Origin of the sequence: Actinoplanes sp. NPDC023936 (genome assembly GCF_040639325.1) — a bacterium.
GTDB lineage: Bacteria > Actinomycetota > Actinomycetes > Mycobacteriales > Micromonosporaceae > Actinoplanes.
In genome coordinates, this window is sequence record NZ_JBEZZR010000043.1 from 50,183 (window position 1) to 76,293 (window position 26,111).

Consider the following 26,111-nt stretch of genomic DNA (forward strand, 5'->3'; position numbering starts at 1 on the left):
CCGCGGTCGCTCTGGGGCGACTACCTCGCCGGCGTCTCGACGAGAGGACATCGTGGATCTCTGGGATCTCACCAAGATGCTGTTCCGGCGGTGGTACATCTTCGCCCCGGTTCTGCTCGCATCCTTGGCTCTAGTTCTGGTGACGGCCCAAGCCATCAAACCCGACTACAGCGCGACCGGTCACCTGCAGCTGATCCCCCCGAACGAACGGGTCGAAAAGGGTCAGGTCGTCAAGGTGAACAACCGGTGGCTGGACCTGGGCTTCCCGGCGCTCGGCTCCGCGGTGATCCTGCAGTCGCAGACCGAGGAGGTCCTCTCCAAGCTCACCGAGGCCGGTTACACCGACAACTTCACGGTCACGATGGAGTACGGCACGACGTACCTGACGATCGAGGCCATCGGCACGACCGAGCAGCAGGCCGTCGGCACCGTCCAGCAGCTGATGAAGGTGCTCGACGACCTGGTGGGCGAGCTGCAGACGCAGTTCAACACCAAGGAGCAGGACCAGATCAGCACGCTGGCGCTGGACCGCGGTGACAACGTCGAGGCGGTCACGTCGAAGAAGAAGCGGGTGATCATCGTCGCGGCCGGTCTGGCCGTGATGCTCAGCGTCGGCCTGTCGATCAGCATCGACGCGTTCATCCGGATGCGCCGCCGCCGGGTCGGCGAGGATCCGGTCGCCCCGTCCGTCAAGTCGGCCGCGGTCACGCCGCCACCGTCCGTCGCGACCGGCGTGACCATGCCCAGCGCGGATGCCACGGTGGTCCTGCAGACGCCGGCGTCGATCAGCCGGGCCACCGCCCGTGCCGAGCGCGGGCGCGACGCGGACCAGACCGTCCGGGTCTTCACCTCGACCACCTCGCGTCGTCCGCAGGGCCGGCCGGAGGAGGAGCCCGCCCGTAACGGCGAGATGGCCGCCCGGGCCGAGTTCGCGGCGCGCGCACAGCAGCAGCCACAGCAGCAGCCGCAGCCACCACAGTCCGGCCGGCCGGCCAGTCAGAACCAGCAGGCGCGGCCGAACAGCCAGGCCTCGATCCCGGCCGCGGGGCAGAACCAGCAGCAGGGCCGCCCCAACGGCCAGGCGTCGGTGCCGGTGAACGGTCAGAGCGGCCACGTGGGAAGACAAGAGCTGCGGCAGTGAGCGCGGTCGGCTACCACCCCAGCGACTTCGAGCCGTCGCTGGTCCATGCCGGCACCTACGCCACCCGCCGTGTTGTCCGGCTCGACGTCGCGACCACGGTGTGCGTGATGATCGGGTTTCTCTACCTGATCCCGGGCACCCTGATCGTGCCGAACATGTCCTTCGCCGGACGCCCGGCGCTGCTGATCTGCTTCGCGCTGTTCGTCTGGTGGGTGCTCACCAGGCTGAACCACCGGCTCGCGATGAGCGGTCCCCAGCCGATGCGCTGGGCCTCGTTCGTCTACCTCTTCGGGACGACGGCGTCGTACCTGGCCGGGATGCTGCGCGGGCTCCCCGGCCTGGAGGCCAACGCGCAGAACTTCGCGATGCTGCAGATCCTGCAGTTCATCGGCATCACGCTGGTCGTGGCGGACGGCATCGCCAACTGGGACCGGCTCAAGGCGGTCCTGCGGTTCTTCCTGTGGTGCGCCGGTTACATGGCCGCGATCGGGATCATCCAGTCCACCGCACAAATCAATCTTGCCGAATATTTGATCCCGCCCGGGCTTGAGGTCAAGGGCAGCATCATCGGCTTCTCCGAGCGGGGATCCGATTTCTTCCGGGTCGCATCGACGGCTGCCCATTACATCGAGTTCAGCGCCATCATGGCGATCGCTGTGCCGTTCGGAATCCATTTCACAAGATTCGCGGAGCGTAAGTGGCACCGATACGCAGCGGGATTCTGCACGGTGCTCTGCGCGGCCGCGCTGCCCATGTCGATCTCGCGTACCGGCGTGGTGGCGCTCGGCGCCGTCCTGCTGGTGATGCTGGTCCCGTGGGGCTGGCGGATGCGGTACAACATGCTGCTGCTGACCGTCGGGATGATGGGTGCGCTGGCCGCAGTCCGGCCGGGTCTGCTCGGCACCGTGACCTACATGTTCACCGGCGCTGAGGAGGATCCCAGCATCTCCGGGCGCACCGACGACTACGAGCTGGTCGGCCACTGGTTCGCGCAGCGGCCGTGGCTCGGCCGGGGGCCGAACACGCTGGTGCCCGAGCTCTACCAGGGCCTGGTCCTGGACAACCAGTGGCTCTACACGGTGGTCACCCAGGGCATCGTCGGGGTGGCCGTGTTCGCCGGCATGCACCTGACCGCGATCGTGCTGGCCGGGATCGCCTGGCGGCGCTCGGATCGCCCGGAGGACCGCCACCTGTGTGCCGCGCTGATCGCCGCGCAGGTGGTCTCGATGCTGGTGGCGGCCACGGTGGACTCGCTCTGGTTCACCTCGTTCGCGATCACCGTGTTCCTGTTCATGGGCGCGTGCGGCACGGTCTGGCGGCTCACCCACCCGGCGGCGCGAGTGCGCACGTCGCGAGTGGCTGCATTGCCCGAATAAGTCCGTTTTAAAAAGGCCGTTGTCGGCACATCGACAATCGGCCCCCGCCACTAGCCCAACGGATGAGACCACTTTCATCCTTAAGAGCCATATTCGAAGTCAACGAGTCATGGTGGCCACGCGGACGTGCCGATATCCTTCCGGCGAGCAACGGGGGGCTGTTGCTTTCTACTGGGAATTCGGAGGAACCGCCTTGCGCGGCGATATTGGTGTTTTGTCGTTGACTCGACGCTTAAGCGGGAAATGGCGCCGCACGCTCGCTGTGAGCGGAACGGTACTGCTGGCCACGGCCGGCGCTCTGGTCGTTCAGGTGGCGGCGGACGCCGCCGTGGAGCCCTGCGGCCCGTCGAGCAATCCGATCGTCTGTGAGAACAGCAAGGAAGGCACCCCCCGCGGAGAGTGGCAGGTCGACGGCGCGGGCGATCCGGAGATCCAGGGCTTCGCGACCGACATCAGCGTCAACGTCGGCAAGAAGATCGATTTCAAGATCAAGACGACGTCGACGAACTACTCGATCACCATCTACCGCCTCGGCTGGTACGACGGCAAGGGCGCTCGCGAGATCGACACGGTTCCCTCGATTCCGCACCCGAACCAGCCGTCCTGCGTGCACCACACGTCGACGGAGATCTTCGACTGCGGCACCTGGGAGGTGTCCGGCTCCTGGACGGTGCCGACCGACGCCGTCTCCGGCGTCTATCTCGCCCGGCTGCAGCGGCCCGGCGCGGACGACGGCAGCCACATCCCGTTCATCGTGCGCAACGACGCGAGCCACTCCGACCTGCTCTACCAGACCTCCGACACCACGTGGCAGGCCTACAACACGTACGGTGGCGCGAGCTTCTACACCGGCGGCGACGTCGGCCGTGCCTACAAGCTGAGCTACAACCGGCCGTTCGCCACCCGTGACGGCGTGACCGCGCGGGACTACCTGTTCAGCAACGAGTACCCGATGATCCGGTTCCTCGAGCAGAACGGTTACGACATCAGCTACACCACGGGCGTCGACTCCGACCGCCGCGGCGAGCTGATCAAGAACCACAAGACGTTCCTCTCCGTCGGCCACGACGAGTACTGGTCGGAGGACCAGCGGGAGAACGTCGAGGCGGCCCGGGACGCCGGCGTCAACCTCGCCTTCTTCAGCGGCAACGAGGTCTACTGGAAGACCCGCTGGGAGGAGAGCGTCGACGATCACGGCACTCCCTACCGCACGCTCGTCACCTACAAGGAGACCTGGGCCGACGACAAGATCGACCCGTCCGACGAGTGGACCGGCACCTGGCGCGACCCGCGGTTCAGCCCGCCGTCCGACGGCGGCAAGCCGGAGAACGCGCTGACCGGCACGATCTTCATGTCGAACAACGCGAGTTTCGCGATGAAGGTCCCGGCCGCACAGGGCAAGCTGCGCTTCTGGCGCAACACCGACGTCGCCGGCCTCACCGGTGACCAGGTCGCCACGCTCGCGCCGAACACGGTCGGCTACGAGTCCGACGAGGACCTCGACAACGGCTTCCGCCCGAAGGGCCTGTTCCGGCTCTCCACCACCACCGCCGACACCCCGGAGTACGTCCAGGACTTCGGCAAGGTGGTCCTGCCGGGCACCACGACGCACCACATGACCATGTACCGCGCCGACAGCGGCGCGCTGGTCTTCGGCGCCGGCACCATCCAGTGGGCCTGGGGTCTCGACGAGTTCCACGACGGCCAGGTGGCCGACGCCGACGAGAACATGCAGCAGGCGACCATCAACCTGCTCTCCGACATGGACGCGACCCCGCTCACGCCCATGGACGGCATGACCGTCACCCCGGCCAGCACCGACACCGCCGCGCCGGTCGCCACCATCACCAGCCCGGCCGCCGCGTCCACTGTCACCAACGGCAGCCAGGTCACCGTCTCCGGCACCGCCACCGACGCGGGCGGCGTCGTGGCCGGCATCGAGGTCTCCACCGACAACGGCGAGACCTGGCACCCGGCCGAGGGCACCACCACCTGGTCGTACAAGTTCTATGCGGCCGGCCTCGGCTCGCAGACCCTGAAGGTCCGCGCGACCGACGACAGCGGCAACATCCAGGGCTCGCCGGCCACCCGGACGCTGACCCTGACCGGCAAGGTGTCGCTCTTCGGCGACCGCGTCCCGAAGACCCCGGTCTGGAACGAGAGCTCACCGTACGAGCTGGGCGTGAAGGTCGTCCCGCAGACCGACGGCTACATCTCCGGCGTCCGGTTCTACAAGGGCGCGGGCAACACCGGCACGCACACCGGCACGCTGTGGAGCTCCTCCGGCGAGGAGCTCGCCACCGGCACCTTCGGCGACGAGACGGCGACCGGCTGGCAGACGCTGAACTTCGCGACGGCGGTCCCGGTCACGGCCGGAACGACGTACGTGGCGTCCTACTACGCGCCGAACGGCCACTACGCCGGTGACGCGCAGGCGTTCGTCTTCGCCGACCACGTCTCCGGGCCGCTGGTCGCCCCGCGGTCGTCGTCGATCGGCGGCAACGGTGTCTTCAGCCAGGGCAAGGGCTTCCCGGACCGGTCGTACGCCAACACCAACTACTACGTCGACGTGCTGTTCGTGGACAACGGCAGCTCGGCGCCCGTGGTGGTGGCGAACACGCCCGGCGCCGGCGCCACCGGTGTCGCGGCCACTGTCAAGCCGACCGCGACGTTCTCCAAGGCCGTCGAGTCGTCGTCGATCGCGTTCACGCTGAAGAAGAAGAGCGACAACAGCGCGGTCACCGGCGCCACGTCGTACAACGGCACGACCCGGGTCGTCACGTTCACGCCCGGCGCCGCGCTGGCGTCCGCCACGGAGTACACCGCCTCGGTGAGCGCCGAGGACGCGCAGGGCAACGACGTGGAGAAGTCCTGGTCGTTCACGACCGACGTGGACACCACGACGGTGGCCCGGCTCTTCCCGGACAACCTGACCCCGGAGACCGCGGCGACCAGCGACGGCAACGCGGTGTCGCTGGGTACCAAGATCATCCCGGCGGTCAGCGGCAAGATCATCGGCGTCCGCTTCTACCAGGGACCGGGCAATTCGGGACAGCACACCGGCACGCTGTGGGACTCCGGCGGCACCGAGCTGCGCAAGGTGACGTTCGGGTCGAGCACGTCGACCGGCTGGCAGACCGCGCTGTTCAGCACGCCGGTCAACGTGACGGGCGGCCAGACGTACGTGGTGTCCTACTTCGCGCCGAACGGCCGGTACGCGATCACGCCCGGCTTCTTCGCGAACGCCTACACCAACGGCCAGCTCACCGCGCCGGCCGGCGTCAACGGTGTGTACGCGTACGGCGGTGACACGTTCCCGGACGGCTCCTACAACGCCTCCAACTACTGGGTGGACGCGCTGTTCGTGGCGAACGAGGGCGGTTCCGAGCCGACTCCGACGCCCTCGGTTTCGCCGTCGCCGTCCGTGACCTCGCCCAGCCCGACCCCTTCGGTCAGCCCGACGCCGACGCCGACCGGTGAGCCGGTCGCGATGCCGGACGGATCGCTGACCATCTTCGGCGCCGACGCGACACCGGCGAACACCAGCTGGAACGACGCCGCGGAAATCGAGCTGGGCGTGCGGTTCAAGACCGACGTGGCGGGCAAGGCGCTCGGCGTGCGCTTCTACAAGGGCGCGCAGAACATCGGCACCCACACCGGAACACTCTGGACGGACGCCGGCGAGCAGGTCCGCAGCGGCACGTTCGTCAACGAGACGGCGACCGGCTGGCAGAACCTGATCTTCGACTCGCCGGCGACGCTGACGCCGAACACCTGGTACGTGATCTCCTACCACACGACCACCGGGTTCTACGCGATCAACCAGAACCAGCTGGCCGAGAACGTCAGCAACGCGCCGCTGCACGCCGAGATGTACGGCTCCCGTTATATGTACGGAACCGGACAACAGTTCCCCGGCAACACCTCGACGCACAACTATTGGGTGGACGTCATCTTCAAGCCTGACGCCTGACAACCCGTCCCCGGCCGGTGGACGACGGTCGCTGACCATCGTCCACCGGTCGCTGTAACCGGAAGGATCAGCTGATGCGCCTGCTCGTCGGCCTGCACCACCTGGAACTCGGCGGCAGCCAGCTCAACGCCCTCGACCTCGCGATCAGCATGCGCGACCACGGCCACGACGTCGCCGTGTTCGGCATCCACGACGGAACACCGGGCCCGGTCGCCGACCTGGCCCGTTCGGCCGGCCTTCCGGTCACCATCGCCCGCCACCCGGCCGAACGCGGACGCCGGGTAGCGCCCGCACGCTGGGGCGTGGCCCGCGCGCTCACTGCCGCGGCCCGCGCTCATCGCGCCGATCTATTGCATGTGTACGAGTTCCCGCTCTCCCTGGACGCGCTCTTCGGCCCGCACCTGGCACTCGGCACCCCGGTCGTCACCACGATCTACGGCATGGCCGTGCCCAGCTGGCTGGCCCGTGGTCCCGAGCTCGTGATGGGCAACCGGGAACTGACCGACCAGGCCCTCGCGTTCGGCATGTCCGCGCACCTGATCGAGCCACCGGTCAACACCGACAGCGACAACCCGGACGTCGTCGACAGCCAGGCCTTCCGCACCCGGTACGGCATCGCCGACGACGACCTGATGATCGGCGTCGTCTCCCGTCTCGAACCGGAGATGAAAGCCGAGGGCATCGGCCGGGCGATGGACGCGCTGCCACTGATCGCCGACGACCGGCTCCGGCTGGTCGTTGTCGGCGACGGACCGTCCTATGCCGACCTCTCCGCTCGCGCCGATCGGATCAACGCGAGACTCGGCCGGGCCGCGGTGGTGATGACCGGCTCGCTCACCGATCCGCGTCCCGCGTATGCCGCGACCGACATCGCGATCGGGATGGGCGGCTCGGCCCTGCGGGCGATGTCGTTCGGCGCCCCGATCGTGGTGCTCGGCGTCCAGGGCTTCTCCCGCTCGTGCACCCCCGAGGACTTCGACTACTTCATCACCAACGGCTACTTCGGGTACGGCGACGGCAACCTCGATCCGGCGCCGCTCGCCGCCCAGATCGCCGAACTGGCCGCCGACCCGGCACGCCGGGAACGACTGGGGGAGTGGTCCCGGCGTACCGTCGAGGAGCGCTACAGCCTCAAAGCCGCCGCCGACGCGCTCAGCGAGATCTACACCCGCGCCCTGGCCGCGGGCCGGCGCCGGCGATGGGGCGCGGCCGCCCGGGTCGGGGCGCACAAGGCCGTCGCCGACCTGTTGCCGCCCGCTCTGCGCAGAGGAAACCAGTGAAGCTAGGCATTTCCGAGGACGCCTCGCTCGGAGCGAAGGCCGGTCGCGCGATCGGCTGGAGCCTCGCCAGCACCGCGCTCGGCCGGCTCAGCACCCTCGCGATCGGCATCGCGCTGGCCCGGCTGCTCGGACCCGCCGAGTTCGGCACGTTCGCGGTCGCGATGGTGGCGCTGGTGGCCCTGCTCAGCTTCAACGAGCTCGGCGTCAGCCTGGCCATCGTCCGGTGGCCCGGCGAACCACGGGAGATCGCCCCGACGGTCGCCACCATCTCGGTGCTGACCAGCGTGCTGATCTATGTCGGCTGCTTCTTCGGCGCGCCCGCCTTCGCGTCCGCGATGGGCGATCCGAGCGCCGCCTCGGTGGTCCGGGTGCTCTCCCTCAACGTCATCATCAGCGGTCTGGTGGCGACCCCGGTGGCGCTGCTGCAGCGTGAGTTCCGCCAGGACCGCAAGACCATCGCCGACCTGACCACGACCTGGACCAGCGCCGTCGTCTCGATCGGCTGTGCGCTGACCGGGATGGGCGCGATGAGCCTCGCCGTCGGGCAGATGACCGGCGCCGCGGCGGGGGCCGTGCTGTTCTTCATCTTCGCGCCCCGGGGGCTGCGGTTCGGCTTCGACCGTACCCAAGCTCGCAAGCTTTTGAAGTTCGGTCTGCCCCTCGCCGGATCCAGCATCGTCGTCTTCGCCGTGCAGAACGTGGACCGCCTGATCATCGGCGCGGTGCTCGGCCCGATCTCGCTGGGCTACTACGTGCTCGCCGCGAATCTCTCCAACTGGCCGGTCAACGTCTTCTCCGCGCCGGTGCGCTCGGTGGCCCCGGCCGCCCTGTCCCGCCTGCAGCACGACCCGCCCGCGATGCGGCGCACCTTCCTCTCGACGGCCGGTCTGCTCGCCGCCGTGGTGCTGCCGGCCTGCGCGGTGCTGGCCGGCCTCGCCGAACCGATGATCCGCCTGGTCTACGGCGAGATCTGGGAACCGGCCGCTGTCGTGCTGGTCTGGCTCGCCGTGCTGGCCGCGCTGCGGATCCTGTTCGAGCTGATCTACGACTACTTCGTCGTGCTGGGCAACAGCCGGGCGGTCTTCACCGTGCAGGTGGTGTGGCTGGCCGCGCTGATCCCGGCGACCTATCTCGGTGCCACCCTGGCCGGGCTGAACGGCGCCAGCGGGGCACAGGTGGCGGTCGCGGCGTTCGTGGTGTTGCCGTTCTATTTGTACGAGTTGTACCGGGCCGGCATCCGTCCTGCTCAGGTGGGCGCCCGGCTGCTGCTGCCGATCGTGGGAGCGCTGGTGGCCGCCGCGATCTGCGTGGGAGTGGTCGCGCTGGGGCTGCCCGATCTGCTGACGCTGGCGGTTGGCGGGGTCGCGGGGGCGGGCGTGATGGTGCTGCTGGCTTATCGTTTGCGGGGCGTGCTGCGAGAGCTGCGAGCGATCGGCAGCGAGCCGCCGGTCCCCGCGCCGGCCGAGCAGAACGCCCCCGCCCCGGCAGGCCCGTAGCCCGCCGGTCTGCCTGGGCGGCTCTGGCTCGCCGGGCGGCTCTGGCTCGCCGGGCGGCTCTGGTTTGCCCGGCACCCCGGTGAGCCGCCGCTGGCCCGGCCTGCCGGCTGCCCCGGTGAGTCGCCGCCAGCCGTCCGGTCCGCTCGGCCGCCCCGTCCGCCGTCCAGCCTGCCGAGCCGTAGCTGAGGCATGTGATCAAGCGTGGTTAGCCGGGCTCAGCTACGGCTCGGTCCGTCGAGCCGTAGCTGGGGCATGTGATCAAGCGTGGTTAGCCGGGCTCAGCTACGGCTCCGTCCGTCCAGCCGTAGCTGACACATGTGATCAAGCCTCGATTACCGGTACCAGCTACGGCTCGGCCCGTCGCGATGGGGCCGGCCTCGGGTTCGGGGCCAGCCTCGGGTCTGCGGGGCCGCCCTCGGGTTCGGGGCGAACGCCGGGACGAGGTCGCACGATCCTGGCCTGGAGCGTGGATCAGGGCACACGCAACGTCAGTGTGCGCTTTTGTCCATGCCAGGGCAGGGATGTAGTCACACGCAGCGCTTCGGTGTGGCCTCGTCTTGGCGGGCGTGCGCTTCGGTGTGGCCTCGTCTCGGCGGCCGCGCGCTTCGGTGTGGCCTCGTCTCGGCGGCCGCGGGCTTCGGTGCGCTTCCATCGACGTGCGAGGGCGCCTCCTGGATCGCGAGCAGTGCGCCGGGCGCGCTACCGGACCCGGACGACCGCCGGGGACCAGGCGTCCTTGATGAGCAGCTCCGGCTTCCCGGAACCGTCCGCCGGCACCCTCCACACGTCACTCGACGCGGACCCCTCGGTCTCCTGCGCCAACCCGTAGATCGCCGTCTCGTTGTCCAGCCATTCCACCTGGTCGTCGACGCTGCGGGTCTCGGCGAGCAGCGTCTCCTTGCCGGTCCGCAGGTCGTACACCGCGAGCCGCCACTTGCCGGCCGGCAGATCGCCGTGTTTCTTGAAGGCGACCCGGGTGCCGTCCGGTGACAGTGACGGGCACTCCACGTCGCCGCGCAGCGCTGTCACGGTCTGCGCGGCCAGGCTGCCGTACACCAGCCACGTCTTCCCGCCGGACGCCGCCGTCGCGTAGAACTTGTCGTCGTCGACGAACGTGACACCCCAGAGGTTCTTGTCGGCCGCCGTGATCGTCTTGCCGTCGACGGTCAGCGTGAACTTCTCGATGTCGCCGACCACCTCGCCGTCGGTACGGGTCACGATCGTACGCGTGGAGAACTGCCCCGGGTTGGCATAGGAGTCACCGAAGACGAACGTCGTGGTGGCCGCGAGCGAGCCGTCCCTGGACAGCCGGGCCCGGCTCGGTATCCCGGTCAGCGGCAGGTCCCGGGCCGGCGCCCAGGAACTGTCGAGCAACTGCGCCTTGTACGTGGTGACCAGCCCCCGATCCGCCGAGAGGCAGAGCGCGTCAGCCGGTGTGGCGTAGACCCGGTCGCAGCTGGCCGGGGTGAACGCCCGCGGACCGCCGGGCGCGGTGAGCGGGACCATGGCGACCCGGCCGTACTCGGCGCCCAGCGCGGTGCTGCGGAACACCAGGTGGTTCTGTGCGCTGATCCCGTCGACGTCGCCGACGGTGGCGACGACCGGCGCGTTGGCGAGCTGTTCCGCCTGGTCCTGCCGCACCTGCCAGACGTAGGCGGTGGCGCCGAGCACGGCGACGAGCAGGATCGCGCACAGCACGGAGATCCGCTGTCGGAGGGTGAGGGTCACGCTGTCGCTCCCGCCCGGTCGATGCCGCGGAGCAGCCACCAGGCCGCCGGGATGGCGACGGCGAGCAGCGCGCCGAAGACCACCAGCGACTTGCTGGGTCCTTGGATGGCCCAGAACAGGCCGAACGTCAGTGAGGAGGCGAACCGGGCGAGCGCCACGACGGTCTGTGCCGCCGAGATGCCGCTGCCCCGGGCCTCGGCCGGGACGAGGCGGCTGACGAGCGCCGGCAGCACACCGTCGGTGGCCGCGTAGAAGACCCCGAGCAGCAGCAGGGTGCCGAGGGTGAGGCCGATCCCGCCGGCCGGCAGCGCGGCCAGCAGGTAGGCCACCAGCAGCGCGCCGTGCCCGAAGACCAGGACCTTGGCGCGGCCGACGCGGTCGGCGAGCCGGCCGAACGGCACGGCCAGCAGCAGGTACGCGACGTTGGTGCCCACGTAGAGCAGCGGGAAATAGGTGGCGGCGAAGTTGTCGCGTTCCTGGAGGGCCAGGTAGAGGAAGCCGTCGCCGACGGTCAGCAGGCCGAGCACCCCGGCCGCGACAAGCGGTTTGCGCAGCGGCCGGGCGGTGATCTCCCGCATCGCCCGGCGGAACCCGATCCGCGCCTTGCCCGAGGTGGTCTTCAGGTTCGGCACGAAGAGCACGAGGACGGCCAGGCCCAGGATGGCGACCGCGAACGAGACGACCCAGATCGAGTCGTAGCTGTTCGGCACGGCGGCGAGCAGGGCGAACGCGACGATCGGTCCGATCGCGGCGCCGATCGTGTCGAGCGTGCGGTGCACACCGAAAGCGCGGCCGAGCATCTTCGGGTCGGACGCCTCGGCGATCAGGGCGTCCCGCGGCGCGGTGCGCAGCCCTTTGCCGAGACGGTCGGCGGTCACCACCGCGGTGATGGCGCCGAACCCGGTCACCGGCAGCATCGCGATGCGGCTGACGGCTGACGCGCCGTACCCCAGGACGGCGACCCACTTGGGCTGGCCACCGCGGTCTCCGGCGTACCCTCCGGCGATCCGCACGAACGCGCTGACGCCCTGGTAGATGCCGTCCAGGAAGCCGTAGGCGACGGTGCTGAGCCCGACCGCGGCGGTGAGGTAGAGCGGCAGGACCGAGGCGACCATCTCCGAGGAGACGTCGGTCAGCAGGCTCACGATGCCCAGCAGGACGACTGTCGATGAGACGCGCCGGACGACGGTGCCGCTCCCGGGTTCCTTGTCTGATCCGGGCCGGTCACGCAGCGACACGTACACGTAAATGTCCACCTTCCGGGCCGCACACCGCACACGGCCGGGACCACCCTATCGGCGCTGCCGAGCGCCGGTCGCGGTCCGAACTGCTAGACAATCGGGCAGAACGGACCGCCACCGGAGGACGTTCAGCCGACCAGTGCGGCCTTCAAGGACTCAGCGACCCGCTCCTGCTGACCGGGCGTGATCTGCGGGTAGATCGGCAGTGACAGGATCTCCGGCGCGACCGTCTCCGCGTTCCGGAAGGAGCCGCCGAGCGACGCGAACGCGCCGGTCTTGTGCACCGGGATCGGGTAGTGGATCGCCGCGCCGATGCCGGCCTCGTTCAGCTTCGCCAGCACCTCGTCCCGGCGGGGCACCCGCACGCAGTAGATGTGCCAGACGTGCTCGTTGCCGTCCAGGGTCACCGGCAGCACCACGTCCGGGACGTCGGCGAGCAGCTCGGCGTAGCGCGCGGCGGCGGCCCGGCGGCGCACGTTCCAGTCGGCGAGACGGGCCAGCTTGGCGCGCAGCACCACCGCCTGAAGACCGTCCAGGCGGCTGTTCACCCCGACCAGGTCGTGGTGGTATTTACGCAGGCCACCGTGGCTGCCCAGGGTCCGTACCGTGGTCGCCCACTGCTCCGAGGAGGTGGTCACGGCCCCGGCGTCACCGTAGGCGCCGAGGTTCTTGCCCGGGTAGAAGCTGGTCGCCGCGATGCCGTCAACGCCCGAGCCGCCGCTCCCGGAGCCTCTACCGTGCCGGGTGGCGCCCTGCGACTGCGCGGCGTCCTCGACGATCACGATGTCGGTCCGGCCGAGGCGGTCCAGGCCGGCCCGCAGCTGCTCCACCGCGGCGAGCTGGCCGTAGAGGTGCACGGGCGCGATCGCGCGGGTGGCCGGCGTGACAGCCGCGAGCGCGGCGTCGACATCGATCAGATAGGTACGGTCGTCGCAGTCCACCAGCACGACCGTGGCCCCCGTGCGAGCCACCGCCTCGGCCGTCGCGATGAACGTGTTGGCCGGCAGGATCACCTCGTCGCCGGCGCCCACACCGACCGCGCGGAACGCCAGTTCGAGCGCGTCGGTGCCGTTCGCCACGCCGATGCAGTGCGCGATGCCGGAGAACGCCGCGTACTCCTTCTCGAACGCGGCCACCTCGGGGCCGCCGATGAACGCGGTCTCCGCGATGATGCGCTTGAAGCCGGTCTCGACCTCGTCGGCCACCTCGGCGTGGGCGGCGGCCAGGTCGACGAGCGGGATCCTGTTCATGCTGAGGTGGCTCCTGCCGGATCGGTGGTGGATGTCGCCAGCCGCGCCTCGAGGTCGGCGATCTTGGAAAGAAGATCCTGGGTACGCAGGCCGAGCGTCTGCTTGACCGATCGGATCACGTCAGCGGCCGGTACCGGCCCGTCCCCGTCCAGTTCAACGGTGTGCAGGCGTAGCACCCCGTCGCCGGTGAGCACGTCGACCCAGCCCTCGGCGGACGAGCGACCGACCGGCCGTCCCGGCACCCGGCCCTCGTAACGCGGGGCGTCGAGCCGGGGCTCGGCGCGGTGCACGAGCAGGCGGCGCAGGCCGAGATAGGTGTAGGCGGCCGGGAACGGCGGCGTGAGCGACCGGACCAGCCGGTCGATCGTGGACGTCGGCGCGGACCAGTGGATCTCCCCGTCCTCCGGGAGCCGGGTGCAGCAGTAGGTAGCCGTACCCTCGTCCTGCTCCTCGCCGGAATCACCGGAGAGCCGGCGGCGGACCGCCGCGGCGATGTTGCCGCGCTGCAGCTCGTTGAGGCGGTCGTAGAGCGTCGAGACGGTGTCGTGCGCGCCGATCGGCACGCTGCCGCTGTAGAGCACACCGCCGGCGTCGAGCGCCGGTTCCAGGCAGTGGATCGCGATGTACGCGTCCGTCTCCCCGTTGATCAGCGCCCAGTTCACCGTGGCCCGCCCCCGGTAGCGGGGGAGCGGCGCGTAGTGCACGTTCACGAACGGGATGCCGGCCAGCATGTCGGCCGGCAGGATCCGGTCGTAGGACGAGACCACCACGGCGTCCGGCCGCTCCCGCTCCACCACCCGGCGCAGCGAGACGACCGAGGTGTCGCCGACCACGGGAACGCCGTGGCCGGCGGCGAGAGCGGTCGTGTCGTCCTGGCCGGCGCGCAGCAGCGCCGCCACCGTGAACTCGGCCGTCAGGCCGGCGAGCGCGGTGGCGGTGGTCGGGCCGATGCCGACCAGGACGATCCGGGGACGCTCAGACGAGCTCATCCACGAACTCCAGATCCTCTTCGGTACGGTCGGCGGCCGGGCGCAGCAGCACCTCCGCCACCTTGAGACCGCCGGTCTGGAGCCGGACGATCGGGTCGGGGCCGACCGCCGACGGCAGCACGCCCATGTGCCCGGCGCCCGGAGCGGTGGCCGGCCAGACCGGCAGGCCGCGCGCGGCGATCCCGTCCCGGTCCAGGTCACCCCAGTACTGCGCGACGAGGGTGTCCGGCCAGCGCGCGGCGAGCGCGTCCAGCTCGGCCGCGCTCAGCACCGAGGCGCCGGTGGGCCGCATCGAGACGATCAGCGCCTCCGGCTGCTCGGCGGTGAGCAGCTCGTCGAGCGAGTCGGCGGCCGTTACCAGGGCGCCCGCCCCGGTCAGCCCGCGCACCACGAAATCGCTGAACGGGTTGTCGCAGAGGAGCGCGATCCGGCTCCGGTAGGCCGGCACCCCCGCGTCGAGCAGCAGCTTCACGGCCATCAGCCCGAGGTAGGAGAAGACGTCCACGTCCGGGTGCCGCTCGTTCGTGCCGGCCACCTCGATGCCACGCTTGCGCAGCGCCGGGATGTCCAGATCGGACCGTCCGGCCTCTGCCTCCCAGGCTTCGAACATCAGGGGTACGACGGCAGAGGGCTTCATGAGTGCGACCATCGCCTCGTCGATCGGGCGCACGTGACCGCTGTTCGTGATCACGTCGGCCCGGGCGATGTCCTCGGGACGCCGCTCCGTGGTCACGGTGATCCGCCCAGCCACCCCGGCGGCCTCGGCGAGTGCCATGACCTGCGCGGTCACGTCCTCGACGCTGCCGTACCGGGTGCCCCGGGTGAGCGCCACGACCTCGGCGCCGGCGAGCGCCGCGAGGACCGGGGTGACAGCGTACGGCCCGGTCGCGGCCTCGGTCAGCACCACCCGGCCGGTGAGGTCCAGCCGGGTCTCGGTCACCGAGCGGCGCATCAGCCGCAGCAGCCGGTCACCGCTGAGCCCGGGCACCACGGCCGTCATGCCTTGCCACCCGCGAGGTCGCGCAGGATGCCGACGATGTGGTCCTGGTCGTCCTCGGTGAGCTGGTGGTGCAGCGGCAGGATCAGCGAGTTCCTGGTCAGCCGCTCGGTCACCGGCAGCGGCGGCGGGGTGACGTCCGCGTAGGCCGGTTCGAGGTGGGCCGCCATGATGCCGCGGCGGGCCGAGACGCCCTTGGCGGCGAGCGCCGAGAGGACCTCGTCACGGTCGACTCCGAAGCCGTCCAGCAGCACCCAGAACGACTGGTAGTTGGTCTGCCCGTAGGCCGGGTCGCGGACCGGCACCAGGCCGTCGATGTCGGCGAGCAGCTCCTGGTAGCGGGCGGCGAGCGCCCGGCGCTGCGCGACCAGACCGCCGAGCCGGCCGAGCTGCACGAGCCCGACGGCGGCCTGGATGTCGGTCATCCGGTAGTTGTAGGCGGTCTCCAGGTACGCCTCCAGCACCGGCTGCGAGCTCTTGTGCCGGTCGGCGGCGGAGACGTTCATGCCGTGCTCGCGCAGGCGGCGCAGACGCACCGCCGCGTCGGCGTCGTCCACCGTCACCATGCCGCCCTCACCGGTGGTGAGCAGCTTGCGCGGGTGGAAGGACCAGGCGGCCACTGCTGCTCCGGTGCCGGCCGGTTCCCCGTACGCCATCGATCCGGCCGCGCAGGCGGCGTCCTCGACCAGGGTGACCCCCCAGCCGGCCGCTGCCTTGCGCAGCGCCGCCGTGTCGAACGGGACGCCGCCCTGGTGCACCGCGATGATCGCGCGGGTCCGCTCGGAGCGCACCGCGTCGATCGTGTCCACAGTGACGTTGCCGGTGGTCAGCTCGACATCCGCGAAGATCGGCGTGGCGCCGACGTAGCGGACCGCGTTGGCGGTCGCGATGAACGAGAACGACGGGACGATCACCTCGTCGCCGGGGCCGACGCCGTGCAGCACCAGGGCCAGGTGCAGGCCGGTGGTGCAGGAGCTGACCGCGACACCGTGGCCGGCGCCGACGGTGGCCGCGAACTCGGTCTCGAAGCGGGCGACGCGCGGGCCCTGCGCGACCCAGCCGGAGCGGACGGCGTCCGCGGCGGCCTGCGCCTCCTCCTCCCCGAGCATCGGGATCATGACCGGGATCTTGCGCTGGGTCTCGCTCACTTGGACGCCCGCCACCAGTCGACGAGCCCCTGCAGGCCCTCGGTCAGGGTGAGCTCGGGACGCCAGCCCAGCTTCTGCTCGGCGGCGCTGATGTCGGCGAGGCGGCGGGTGACGCCGTTGACCGCGCGGGCCGGGCCGTGCTCCGGCGCGAGGTCCGACTTCATCACGTCGCTGAGCGCCTGGGCCAGCTCCTTGAGGCTGGTCTCCTGGGCGCTGGCGATGTTGAAGACCTCGTCGGTGACGTCGGCGCGGGCGGCCAGGATGTTGGCGCGGGCGATGTCGGCCACGTGCACGAAGTCCATGGTCTGCAGGCCGTCGCCGAGGATCAGCGGCGGGGTGCCCGAGCTGATCCGTTCCATCCAGCGGATCAGCACCTCGGTGTAGAGGCCGTGGATGTCCATCCGCGGGCCGTACACGTTGAAGTAGCGCAGGGCGACGTAGTCCAGGCCCTTCATGGCGTGGAAGCTGCGCAGGGTGGCCTCGTTGAACGCCTTCGCCGCGCCGTAGAACGTGTCGTTGTTGTACGGGTGGTGGCGCTCGGTGGTCGGGAACTCCTCGGCCAGGCCGTAGACCGACGCCGACGACGAGGCGACCAGCTTCTTGACGCCCTCCTCGGCGGCCGCCTCGATCACGTTGAACGTGCCGTCGACGAGCACCTCGTTGGCGAGCCGCGGCTCCTCCGCGCACTGCGTGATGCGGATCGCGGCCAGGTGGAAGACCAGATCCTGGCCCTTGGTCAGGTCGCGGACCAGCTTCTGGTCGCGGATGTCGCCCTCGACCAGCTTGACCGAGCCGTTCTCCAGCGCCCAGGCCAGGTTGTCCCGGCGGCCGCGCACGAAGTTGTCGAGCACGACGATCTCGGCGGCGCCGCCGCGGATCAGTTCGTCGACGACGTGCGAGCCGATCGTGCCCGCTCCGCCGGTGACGAGAGCGCGCGCGCCCTCGATCTGTACCCCAGTCACGCCATGCGCCCTTCGTCGAGCTTGATCATTGTTCCGCCTTCGGCGAGGCTCCGCGAAGCCGCCTGAAGGACTTCCAGCACCCGCAGGCCGGACCGGCCGTCGGTCAGTGCGGGCGTGCCAGTGGTGATGGCCCGCGCGTACTCGTCCACCATCGTGCGCAGCGCCTCGCGCTCGATCAGCGCCGGAGCGACCATGTCGCCCGAGCGGTAGGAGATGCGCAGGTCGTGACGCTCCTCGTCGCCGAGTTCGTCGGCGGCGGTCACGTCCACGCCCTTGTCGTAGATCGAGATCCGCTGGCTCGGGTTGAGATCGTCCCACACCAGGGTCTTCTTCGAGCCGCCGATGATCGCGGTACGGATCTTGACGGGGGAGAGCCAGTTCACGTGGATGTGCGCGATAGCGCCGTTGCTGAGCTCCAGCGTGAGATAGGCGACGCAGGCCCGGCCCGCGCCGATGCCGTCCGCGCCGTGCGCCGCGACAGCGATCGGGCGCACCCCCGGCGGCAGCACGAAGTCGAGGATCGACAGGTCGTGCGGGGCGAGGTCCCAGACCACGTCGATGTCGCGCTGCACCAGGCCCAGGTTGATCCGTACCGAGTCCAGGAAGAGCAGCTCGCCGAGCTCGCCGCCGTGCATCAGCTCGCGGATGCGCAGCACCGCCGGCTGGTAGCAGTAGGTGTGGTCGCACATCAGGGTGAGGCCCCGGCGGTCGGCTTCCTCGACCAGCTGGACGCCCTCCTCGTACGTGGCCGCGAGCGGCTTCTCGACCAGGACGTGCTTGCCGGCGCGCAGCGCGGCCATCGCGACCGGCAGGTGGGTGCCGGCCGGGGTGGCGATCGCGACGGCCTGCACCTCGGGGTCGGCGAGGACCTCGTCGAGGCTGGCCGTGGTCTTGACGGTCGAGTACCCGCCGAGGACCCGCTGGGCGCGTGCGACGTCGAGGTCGCAGAGCCAGCGCAGCCGGAAGGCCGGTGAGGACTGGAAGTTGCGGACGAGGTTGGGGCCCCAGTAACCGGCCCCGACGACGGCGACCCCGATCGGGTCGGTCGCGGGCTGCGGAGAAGTCACGGACGTCCGTTTCGTTCGGGAAGCCGGGGCGGCGGCTTCTTGTCGGTGGTTGTCATCACGTTCGTGGATATCGCCGGATTCCGCGGCGGTTCGTGAGCGGCTCGAAGAAGGCGAGGAGGTCGCCGTCGAGCCGTTCCGGTGCGTACTCCGACAGCACCCGCTCCGACGCGACCTTGCCCGCCTTGCTGAAGGCCAGCGGTTCGTCGTCGTAGGCGGCGCAGGCCGTCTCGACGGCCCGGGCGAAGGCGAGCAGGTCGTTCTCGGTGACCGGCGCGCAGTACGCCGGGTCGAAGAACTCCCGGCCGGCCAGGCCCGGGTAGCCCACGACGTAGCTGCCGCACGCCATCGCCTCCGCGGGAGGCAGGCCGAAGCCCTCCCGGTCGCTGAAGCTCAGGAAGATCGCGCTGTCCCGCATGATCTCGGCGACCTCGGCCTCGCTGCGGTTCACGATCGGCACCACGTCCCAGCCGTCCAGCACGCCGCGCGAGCGCAGGATGTGCAGCAGCTGCTCACGCTCGCGTTCCCGGCGGGTGGTGGTGAAGCTGATCCGCCGCGACGGGGTGCGCGTGCCGGGGTGGAACAGGTCCGCGTCGATCACGTTGCGGACCCGGTGCACCGGAACGTCCGGGAACGCGTACTCCAGCAGGTCGGCGTTGTCCTGGGACACGGTCAGCAGCGCCTTGAGATTGCCGAAGCCCGCGTACGGGCTGCCCTTCGCCGTCGACTCGTAGGGCACGAAGTCCCACGTGTCGTACGCCCGCTGGTTGAAGATGACCATCGGGACCCAGGCGGGCAGCCGGTCCAGGGTCGGTCCGTACCACTCCGGGACCACGAGCACGTCGGCGCCGGTCAGCTCGACGTCCGGCGTGTAGACCACCGGGGTGGTGTGCTCGAACCAGGTGGAGCGGAAGCCGGCCGTGCCGTGCAGCACCCGGGCCCGCAGGCCGAGCGCGTTGAGCGCGTCGACGTGCCGGTAGATGACCCGGATGCCGCCGACCGCCGCGTCCAGGTCGGGCGCCAGGTAGTAGATGGTCGGCTCACCGGCGCCGCGCTCGACGAAGCGCAGCTGCGGGGGCTGGCGGCGGCGCATCTCGTTGCGCAGCCGGTATGCCTCGAGGGATCGGTTCGCCAGGCCGGTGATTCGACTCATTCGACGTCCTCGCAACGCATCGTTACCGTCCATGGTGGATTCGTCCGGGGTGCCACGGCCAGCGCGGCCTGCCGGCCGTCGGCGGCGCAGGCGGCCTGCGCCCGGTCCAGCTCGGCGCTCCACGCCGGGCCGTCCGCACGCGGGTTGTCGATCCGCAGGTTCACCAGCGCGATCACCGTGAGCAGGCCGGTGAGCGCGTAGAGCGGAACCGGTGTGCCGCCGGGCACGGGTTGCAGCAGGGCGACGAGCGCCACGACCACGAGCATCGCCGGCGCCACCGCGTACCGCGGCGCGGCCACCCCGGAGAGCAGCACCGGCAGCAGGTAGAGCGCGGCGCTGTGCAGCGCCGCCACGGCGGCCAGCAGCCACAGCGGGCGGGTCACCCGGCGCGCCGCGACCACCAGCGCCGCGACCACCACCAGCCAGGCGAACCCGGCCAGCAGCACCCATCGCGCGTTCAGGTCGTCGCCGAGCCAGCGCTGACCCACCAGCGGGGCGGGCACCGCGCGCAGCAGGAAGCCGGCGACCGCGGTCACCGGGTCCGGCGCCAGCTCACGGGAGCTGGACCCGGCGAACAGGCCGGCCAGTTGCACGGCCAGCCCGAGCGCGAGGGCTCCGGCTAGCATCCGGCCGAGCCGGTCCCGGCCGATCACCCGGAACAGCGCGAGCGGCACGTAGGCCAGCACCAGGATGTCGCTCGTCGCCACGAGCAGCACGGTGGCCACCGCGACGACCTTCCCGGCCCGTCCGCGCGGACTCCACAGGAAGACCCAGAAGAGCGCGTACAGCCCGTACCAATGGAAATTGGCGATCGAGTTGAGCACCTCGTCCTGAGCGACCGGCACCACGACCACGACGGCCGAGACGAGCACCCGGGACAGCAGGGACGGCAGGTGGGCGGCGCTGGCCACGAAGACCAGCAGGGCCAGCAGCGCTGTGCACAGGGCCGCCGATCCCGCCAGCACGACGGCGGCGGCCTCCGGCGGGACGGCCGCGGCGAGCGCGGCCAGCAGACGGGGTACGACGTGGAAGTAGCCGGCGTACGACGTGGTGAGCGCTGCCCACGGGCCCTCGGTGACCGCCTGGGAGTAGAAGACGCTGCCGTCCTCCGCCCAGACCGTGTCGAGAGCGCCGGGGCCGGGCTGCCGGAGCAGCCCGACGGCGACAGCGGCCAGCACCGCGACGACTGCCGCCACGACGCCCCGGCCGGTGACTCGCCCGGCCGGCGGCGCCACGAACAGGGTGCGCGCCGCCTTCGCGTAGGTCTCCGGGGCGGTGAGGGTCAGAGCCGGCCCTCGGCGACCGCCTTGGTCACCCACGGAATCACCTCGTCGAGCATGTCGTCCAGGGAGGTGGTCGCCTCGAAGCCGAGAACCTGCTTCGCCTTCGTGACGTCCGGGACCCGCTTCTGCACGTCGTACTCGAAGGGGTCGTCGGAGATCAGGCGCAGCGGGACGTCCGCACCCTTGATCTTGCGCCAGATCACCTCGGCCAGGTCCTTCACCGTGGTCGACTCGGCGGTGGAGATGTTGAAGTCCTCGTTGCGGGCGGCCTCGTGCTCCATCGCCACGACGATGCCGCGCGCCAGGTCACCGCCGTAGGTGTAGTGGCGCACCTGGCTGCCGTCGCCGAGGATGTGCAGCGGGTCCTGGCCCTTGAGCACCTTCTGCACCAGGTCCGGCACGACGTGCGACATGGCCAGCTTGACGTTGCCGGAGAGCACCTCGGCCTCGCCCAGCGCCCGGCCCTCGCCGACGCCCACGCAGTTGAACGGGCGGACGATCGTGTAGGGCAGCTTGTACTGGTCCCAGGCGGCCTTGGCGTAGTACTCCACGGCCAGCTTCTGGAAGCCGTACGACGACAGCGGCGGCGGGACGAGCCGCTCGTCGCCCTCCTTGGACGGCCAGCGGTCGGTGGACTCGAAGACCATCGACGACGACAGGTAGGTCATCTTCTGCAGGCGGCCGTCACGGTGCGCCTTGATCGCCGCGTCGCACGACGCCGCCATGATCCGCTCGTTGGTGGCGAGCAGGTCGTAGGCGTACGCGTGGAAGTACGAGATGCCGCCGATCATCGCCGCGCCGGCGATGAAGTGGTCGCAGTCCGACGCGAGGCGGGTGACCAGGTCGACGTCGCGGGCGTCGCCCTCGGTGAAGTGGTAGTTGGGGTGGTCGTCGTAGGAGTGCGAGACCGGCCCGTACTTGGAGAAGTTGTCCAGCCCCACGACCTCGTGGCCCCGAGACAGAAGTTCCTCCACGACATACCCACCGATGAATCCGGCGGAGCCGGTGATCAGAACTTTGGACACGATTTCCCCTATCTTTTTGCTGTCGGTTTCCGCTGCTGGCTGGTGGCTTTCGCGGCTAGCTGTCGGTTTTCACGGCTAGCTGTTGGTTTTCACGGCGACCGGACGAGCGGGCAGCTCAGCGGCCTCGACGCGTTTGCGGCGTGCGCCGAGCTGTTCCAGAGTGAGCCGGCGGCCGTACGCGAACCTATACCAGCGCAGGTAACTGGGGAGGAACCGGCCGATGTCGAAGTGTGACTCACCGAGTTGGCGGTCGAGCCAGATGGTCGGGATCTCCGCGACCGGAAGGCGGGCCCGGCACGCCTTCGCGGTGAGCTCGAGGCCGATCTCGAAGCCGACCCGCGACTCGATGCCGACCTGGCGCACGAAGTCCGTGTTGTACGCCTTGAAGCTGTTCGTGGCGTCCTGGGTGCCGACCCTCGTCATGATGTAGAGACTGCGCCCGGCCCACCGGGACAGCAACCGCTTCAGGCGCGGGCCGCCGACCTGCTGGCCGCTCGGCATGTACCGGGACGCCGCGGCGACCACCACGCCCCGCTCGACCAGCATCGCGAGGGTGTCGATCTGCCGGGGGTCGTCGCAGCCGTCGGCCATCGTGACGACAGTGACCGGCGCGAGCGCCGCGTCGATGCCGAACCGGATGGCGTTGGCCGGACCCCGCCCGTACGTGTTGAGCACCGGACGGATCCGGGAATCGGTCATGGCCAGCTTCTCCGCGTACGGCACCGTGGTGTCGTCGGGGGTGTCGTGCACCAGGAGGATCTCGGCCGGGAGCAGCACGTCACGGAGCAGCCGCTCCATGTGCGGGACGATGGCCTCGCCCTCGTTGTAGACCGGGATCACCACGGAGATCCGAGGTTGTGTCATACGAGCACACCCCGCCGAGTGAGCCCCCACATGTCGATCAGGGGAAGCTCGGTGTCGAGCGCGGTGTACTCCGCGTGTGGCGCCGCGATGATCAGCACGTCCGCCTTCTCCAGAACCTCGTCGAGCGGCACGAACCGGTCGTCGGCGATGTGCGGGTCGGTGCAGAGGACCGTCTTCGCCTTGAGGGTCAGGATCTTGCGCAGCTTGTACGCCAGGCTCTCCCGCGAGTCGTCGCTGCCGGCCTTGAACGCCATGCCGAGAACACCCACGGTCAGCTCGCTCAGATCGAAGCGGTCCTCGACCCGCGACACCAGATAGTTCGGCAGGCCCTCGTTGATCAGCATCGCCGCGTGGCCGAGCACGAAGTTGTTCTGGTTGAACGCCGCCAGCTGCATCGTGTCCTTGAGCAGGCACGGGCCGGCCGCGAACCCGGGCATCGGCACGTCGGCGGCGCGCGGGTAGTCGTACGTGATCGCGTGCCGGATCCGGCTGTAGTCGACGCCGTAGTCGTTCGCCATCATCCAGAACTGATTGGCGGTGGCGAACTTGATGTAACGCCACGTATTGGTGAACAGTTTTGCGAGTTCCGCCTCTTCGGGGGAGACCGGGACGATCTGTTCGGTCAGGTTCCGGAAAAGCTTCTCGGCGCGCTCGCTCACCTCGGGAGTGCGAGCCGCGACGATCTGCGGGAGCTCGAACAGTTCGGTGAGCGCCTTGCCCTCGGCGATGCGCTCGGGACAGAAAGCCAGGTCGACCTCGATGCCGCGATTACGAAGCATTTTCTCGGTCAGCGCGGTGACACCCGGGTAAACGGTGCTGCGAAGGATCACCAGCTGCCCGGGGATGAGGTGCTCGGCGCAGCGCTCGAGCGCGCGTGGCACCACACCGAGGTCGGGGTTCAGGTGCTCGTCGACCGGCGTGCCGACCACCACGATGAGGTTCTCCGCGGTGCTGACGCTGGCCGGATCGGTCGTGGCGCTGAGCCTACCAGCAGCCACCACCTCGGTGAGCAGCGCGTCGGCGCCCTCCTCGGCGAAGGGCATCCGAGCGTCGTTCACTGTGGACACGGCCGACTCGTTGATGTCGTACAGCGTCACGGTCTGGCCGCGCGAGGCGAGCGCGATGCCCAACGGCAGGCCCACCCGACCGCAGCCGCCGATGATGACGACGTCACGTGTGAATTGGTTTGCGCCCACTGGCGTGCTTCCCCCCCAACGACGGACCGGCCTCGGTGGCTGCCGCAGATCCGCGAAGTTTTGATCCGAGGCCCGGAACGGGCTCGATGCTATAGAGCACCGTGGTGCCCCAGGGATGCGTTTGTCGAGTTCCGAACAACGGGTTGAAACGAGGGGTCAGCCACCAATAGCCGGTCCGCTCGAAGGGTCACCGTTTCGGCCGATTCCGGGTTCCGCCGGACCGCCGCCGCCATTAGCCTGACGCCTCATGACCGACACCCCTGCGCGCGACGGTGTGACAGTCGCGCCGACCGCTGACGTCGACGACCGGGCCAGCATCGGAACCGGCACCCGGATCTGGCATCTCGCCCAGATCCGCGAGGACGCCACCCTGGGGAGCGACTGCAACATCGGCCGCGGGGCGTACGTCGGACCCGGCGTCATCATCGGCGACAACGTCAAGCTGCAGAACCACGCCCTGGTCTACGAGCCGGCCCGCCTCGCCGACGGCGTCTTCATCGGGCCCGCCGCCGTGCTGACCAACGACGAGTACCCGCGCGCGGTGACCCCGGACGGCCGCCTCAAGACCGGTGACGACTGGCACGCCGTCGGTGTGACGATCGGCGAGGGCGCGGCGATCGGCGCCCGCGCGGTCTGCGTCGCGCCGGTGACAGTCGGCCGCTGGGCGCTCGTCGCCGCGGGCGCGGTCGTCGTCACGGACGTTCCGGACTTCGCCCTGGTCGTGGGCGTGCCGGCGAAGCGGATCGGCTGGGTCGGCCGAGCCGGGCGCCCGCTGACCGCTCAGAGCGACGGCGTCTGGGTGTGCCCGGAGACCGGCGCCGAGTACGTCGAAGCCGGCGGAGTGCTCACCGAGCGGTGATCTCCGCCGTGGTCAGCAGCGTCACCCCGATCCCGGCCAGGTCGGCCAGTCGCTCCGGGGTGGCCTGCGACACCGCGTCGGTGGCCAGGACGGTCCGGAAATCGCGCTCGCTCGCCTCGAAGAGGGTGGCGCGGGGACAATTCGGCAGATTGCACCCGGCCACCACCACGGTGTCCACGTCACGATCACGCAGCCAGGACTCCAGCGGCGTGCGGTAGAACGCACCCCAGCGCGGCTTGAACAGGGCGATCTCGTCCGATCCGATCGTGCCGGGTTCGGTCGTGCCGGGGCCGGTCGTGCCGGGGCCGGTCGTGCGGGGTTTGGTCGTGTCGGGGCCGGTCCTGCCGGGTTCGGTCGTGCCTGGGCCGATCCTGCCGGGTCCGACCGGTTGCGGGTGGCCGGCCAGCAGTGTGGCGGCGTCGATCGGCAGCGGATCGGGGCCGGCCAGCCCGGCCAGGATCGCCGAGCCGGGTGTGCCGGGCGCCACCATTTGGGCGCCGCCCTCGACCGCCGCCCGGCGGAGCAGGTCCACATCGGACGAACCGGGCGGGTATAGGCGCACGATGTGCACGATCGGGCGGCCCGCTCGCCGGTAGGCGTCAGCCAGCTGGGCGACCCGTGGCGTCACGGCGGCCGTGCCGGGGATCGGGGTGGCGCCACCTTCCGCGAAATCGGCCTGCATGTCAATGACGATCAGTGCGGACGAGCCCCAGCGGGGTGCGAGGTAGTTCACCCTCCCGAGGCTAGATCCCGCCTGGCGGGTCAGCGTGGGTGAGGGCACACGGGTCGTCGTTGTGAGCTCTCACCCATGCCAGGACACCGCTGCGGTGTGCCCTCATCCCTGCCGGCGCGGGCTCCCAGAGGACGAGCCGTAGCTCACGCATGATCCCGGCCCGGATGACCTGCGTGGGCTACGGCTCGGACTCGTGCAATGCCACTTAGCTTAAGTTGATCTTGATGGCTTCGGGTGTCGGTGGTGGGTGTGGCCGGGTGGTTCTGGTGTGATGGCCGCCGTGTCGGGTGTGGATGTCACAGCGGATCAGGTATCGGTCGGGGTCCTTGTCACGGCGGTGCCGCGGGACGCGG

20 protein-coding genes are annotated in these 26,111 nt (G+C 70.1%); 6 read left to right on the plus strand and 14 right to left on the minus strand.

All coding sequences use genetic code 11. The features are described from left to right. Positions 1–52: 52 nt before the first annotated feature. The 5 genes from AB0F72_RS35960 (at position 53) to AB0F72_RS35980 (ending at position 9,266) form a co-directional block, all read left to right on the plus strand. A complete protein-coding gene (locus AB0F72_RS35960) occupies positions 53–1,141 on the plus strand; it encodes a hypothetical protein (protein ID WP_360441396.1) in 1,089 nt (362 codons plus the stop codon). After that, on the plus strand, positions 1,138–2,517 hold the full coding sequence (locus AB0F72_RS35965) for an O-antigen ligase family protein (protein WP_360441399.1): 1,380 nt from the start codon (positions 1,138–1,140) through the stop codon (positions 2,515–2,517). The genes AB0F72_RS35960 and AB0F72_RS35965 overlap by 4 nt, the downstream gene beginning before the upstream one ends. Positions 2,518–2,779: 262 nt before the next feature. Beyond that, positions 2,780–6,490 (plus strand): DUF4082 domain-containing protein, encoded by a 3,711-nt coding sequence (locus AB0F72_RS35970; protein ID WP_360441402.1) that lies wholly within the window; start codon positions 2,780–2,782, stop codon positions 6,488–6,490. A 74-nt stretch (positions 6,491–6,564) separates the two neighbouring features. Beyond that, a complete protein-coding gene (locus tag AB0F72_RS35975; RefSeq protein ID WP_360441405.1) occupies positions 6,565–7,770 on the plus strand; it encodes a glycosyltransferase family 4 protein in 1,206 nt (401 codons plus the stop codon). Then, positions 7,767–9,266 carry a lipopolysaccharide biosynthesis protein gene (locus AB0F72_RS35980; protein WP_360441408.1) on the plus strand — a complete coding sequence of 500 codons (1,500 nt, stop codon included), beginning with the start codon at positions 7,767–7,769 and terminating at the stop codon, positions 9,264–9,266. The genes AB0F72_RS35975 and AB0F72_RS35980 overlap by 4 nt, the downstream gene beginning before the upstream one ends. Positions 9,267–9,965: 699 nt before the next feature. Here AB0F72_RS35980 and AB0F72_RS35985 read toward each other — a convergent pair. From AB0F72_RS35985 to AB0F72_RS36045, 13 genes are all read right to left on the minus strand, one after another. Beyond that, positions 9,966–10,994, minus strand: a complete 1,029-nt coding sequence (locus AB0F72_RS35985) for a hypothetical protein (RefSeq protein WP_360441411.1) — start codon at positions 10,992–10,994, stop codon at positions 9,966–9,968. Further along, positions 10,991–12,250 (minus strand): MFS transporter, encoded by a 1,260-nt coding sequence (locus tag AB0F72_RS35990; RefSeq protein ID WP_360441413.1) that lies wholly within the window; start codon positions 12,248–12,250, stop codon positions 10,991–10,993. Before AB0F72_RS35990 ends, AB0F72_RS35985 begins: the two co-directional genes overlap by 4 nt. 113 nt (positions 12,251–12,363) lie before the next feature. After that, a complete protein-coding gene (locus AB0F72_RS35995; protein WP_360441416.1) occupies positions 12,364–13,485 on the minus strand; it encodes a DegT/DnrJ/EryC1/StrS family aminotransferase in 1,122 nt (373 codons plus the stop codon). Continuing rightward, positions 13,482–14,474 carry a formyltransferase family protein gene (locus AB0F72_RS36000; RefSeq protein ID WP_360441419.1) on the minus strand — a complete coding sequence of 331 codons (993 nt, stop codon included), beginning with the start codon at positions 14,472–14,474 and terminating at the stop codon, positions 13,482–13,484. The genes AB0F72_RS35995 and AB0F72_RS36000 overlap by 4 nt, the downstream gene beginning before the upstream one ends. Continuing rightward, on the minus strand, positions 14,461–15,474 hold the full coding sequence (locus AB0F72_RS36005; RefSeq protein ID WP_360441422.1) for a hypothetical protein: 1,014 nt from the start codon (positions 15,472–15,474) through the stop codon (positions 14,461–14,463). Before AB0F72_RS36005 ends, AB0F72_RS36000 begins: the two co-directional genes overlap by 14 nt. Next, a complete protein-coding gene (locus AB0F72_RS36010) occupies positions 15,471–16,619 on the minus strand; it encodes a DegT/DnrJ/EryC1/StrS family aminotransferase (protein WP_360441425.1) in 1,149 nt (382 codons plus the stop codon). Before AB0F72_RS36010 ends, AB0F72_RS36005 begins: the two co-directional genes overlap by 4 nt. Beyond that, entirely contained in the window at positions 16,616–17,581 is a 966-nt protein-coding gene (locus AB0F72_RS36015) for an NAD-dependent epimerase/dehydratase family protein (RefSeq protein ID WP_360441428.1), read from the minus strand. Before AB0F72_RS36015 ends, AB0F72_RS36010 begins: the two co-directional genes overlap by 4 nt. Then, positions 17,578–18,648 (minus strand): Gfo/Idh/MocA family oxidoreductase, encoded by a 1,071-nt coding sequence (locus tag AB0F72_RS36020; RefSeq protein ID WP_360441431.1) that lies wholly within the window; start codon positions 18,646–18,648, stop codon positions 17,578–17,580. Before AB0F72_RS36020 ends, AB0F72_RS36015 begins: the two co-directional genes overlap by 4 nt. 55 nt (positions 18,649–18,703) lie before the next feature. Beyond that, the gene (locus AB0F72_RS36025) at positions 18,704–19,798 is read right to left on the minus strand and encodes a glycosyltransferase (RefSeq protein ID WP_360441434.1); all 1,095 of its coding nucleotides are present in this window, start codon (positions 19,796–19,798) and stop codon (positions 18,704–18,706) included. After that, the gene (locus tag AB0F72_RS36030) at positions 19,795–21,117 is read right to left on the minus strand and encodes a hypothetical protein (protein ID WP_360441437.1); all 1,323 of its coding nucleotides are present in this window, start codon (positions 21,115–21,117) and stop codon (positions 19,795–19,797) included. Before AB0F72_RS36030 ends, AB0F72_RS36025 begins: the two co-directional genes overlap by 4 nt. After that, positions 21,081–22,106, minus strand: coding sequence for an NAD-dependent epimerase/dehydratase family protein (locus AB0F72_RS36035; RefSeq protein WP_360441440.1), 1,026 nt, complete (start codon positions 22,104–22,106; stop codon positions 21,081–21,083). Before AB0F72_RS36035 ends, AB0F72_RS36030 begins: the two co-directional genes overlap by 37 nt. 75 nt (positions 22,107–22,181) lie before the next feature. Continuing rightward, positions 22,182–22,970 carry a glycosyltransferase family 2 protein gene (locus AB0F72_RS36040; protein ID WP_360441443.1) on the minus strand — a complete coding sequence of 263 codons (789 nt, stop codon included), beginning with the start codon at positions 22,968–22,970 and terminating at the stop codon, positions 22,182–22,184. Continuing rightward, entirely contained in the window at positions 22,967–24,166 is a 1,200-nt protein-coding gene (locus AB0F72_RS36045; RefSeq protein WP_360441446.1) for a nucleotide sugar dehydrogenase, read from the minus strand. Before AB0F72_RS36045 ends, AB0F72_RS36040 begins: the two co-directional genes overlap by 4 nt. 247 nt (positions 24,167–24,413) lie before the next feature. Here AB0F72_RS36045 and AB0F72_RS36050 point away from each other — a divergent pair, with 247 nt between their 5' ends. Next, positions 24,414–25,025 carry an acyltransferase gene (locus tag AB0F72_RS36050; protein WP_360441449.1) on the plus strand — a complete coding sequence of 204 codons (612 nt, stop codon included), beginning with the start codon at positions 24,414–24,416 and terminating at the stop codon, positions 25,023–25,025. On the opposite strand, the gene AB0F72_RS36055 is transcribed toward AB0F72_RS36050, so the two are convergent. Further along, positions 25,012–25,758 carry an isochorismatase family cysteine hydrolase gene (locus AB0F72_RS36055; protein ID WP_360441452.1) on the minus strand — a complete coding sequence of 249 codons (747 nt, stop codon included), beginning with the start codon at positions 25,756–25,758 and terminating at the stop codon, positions 25,012–25,014. The two genes, AB0F72_RS36050 and AB0F72_RS36055, sit on opposite strands and share 14 nt — an antisense overlap. Positions 25,759–26,111 lie beyond the last annotated feature (353 nt).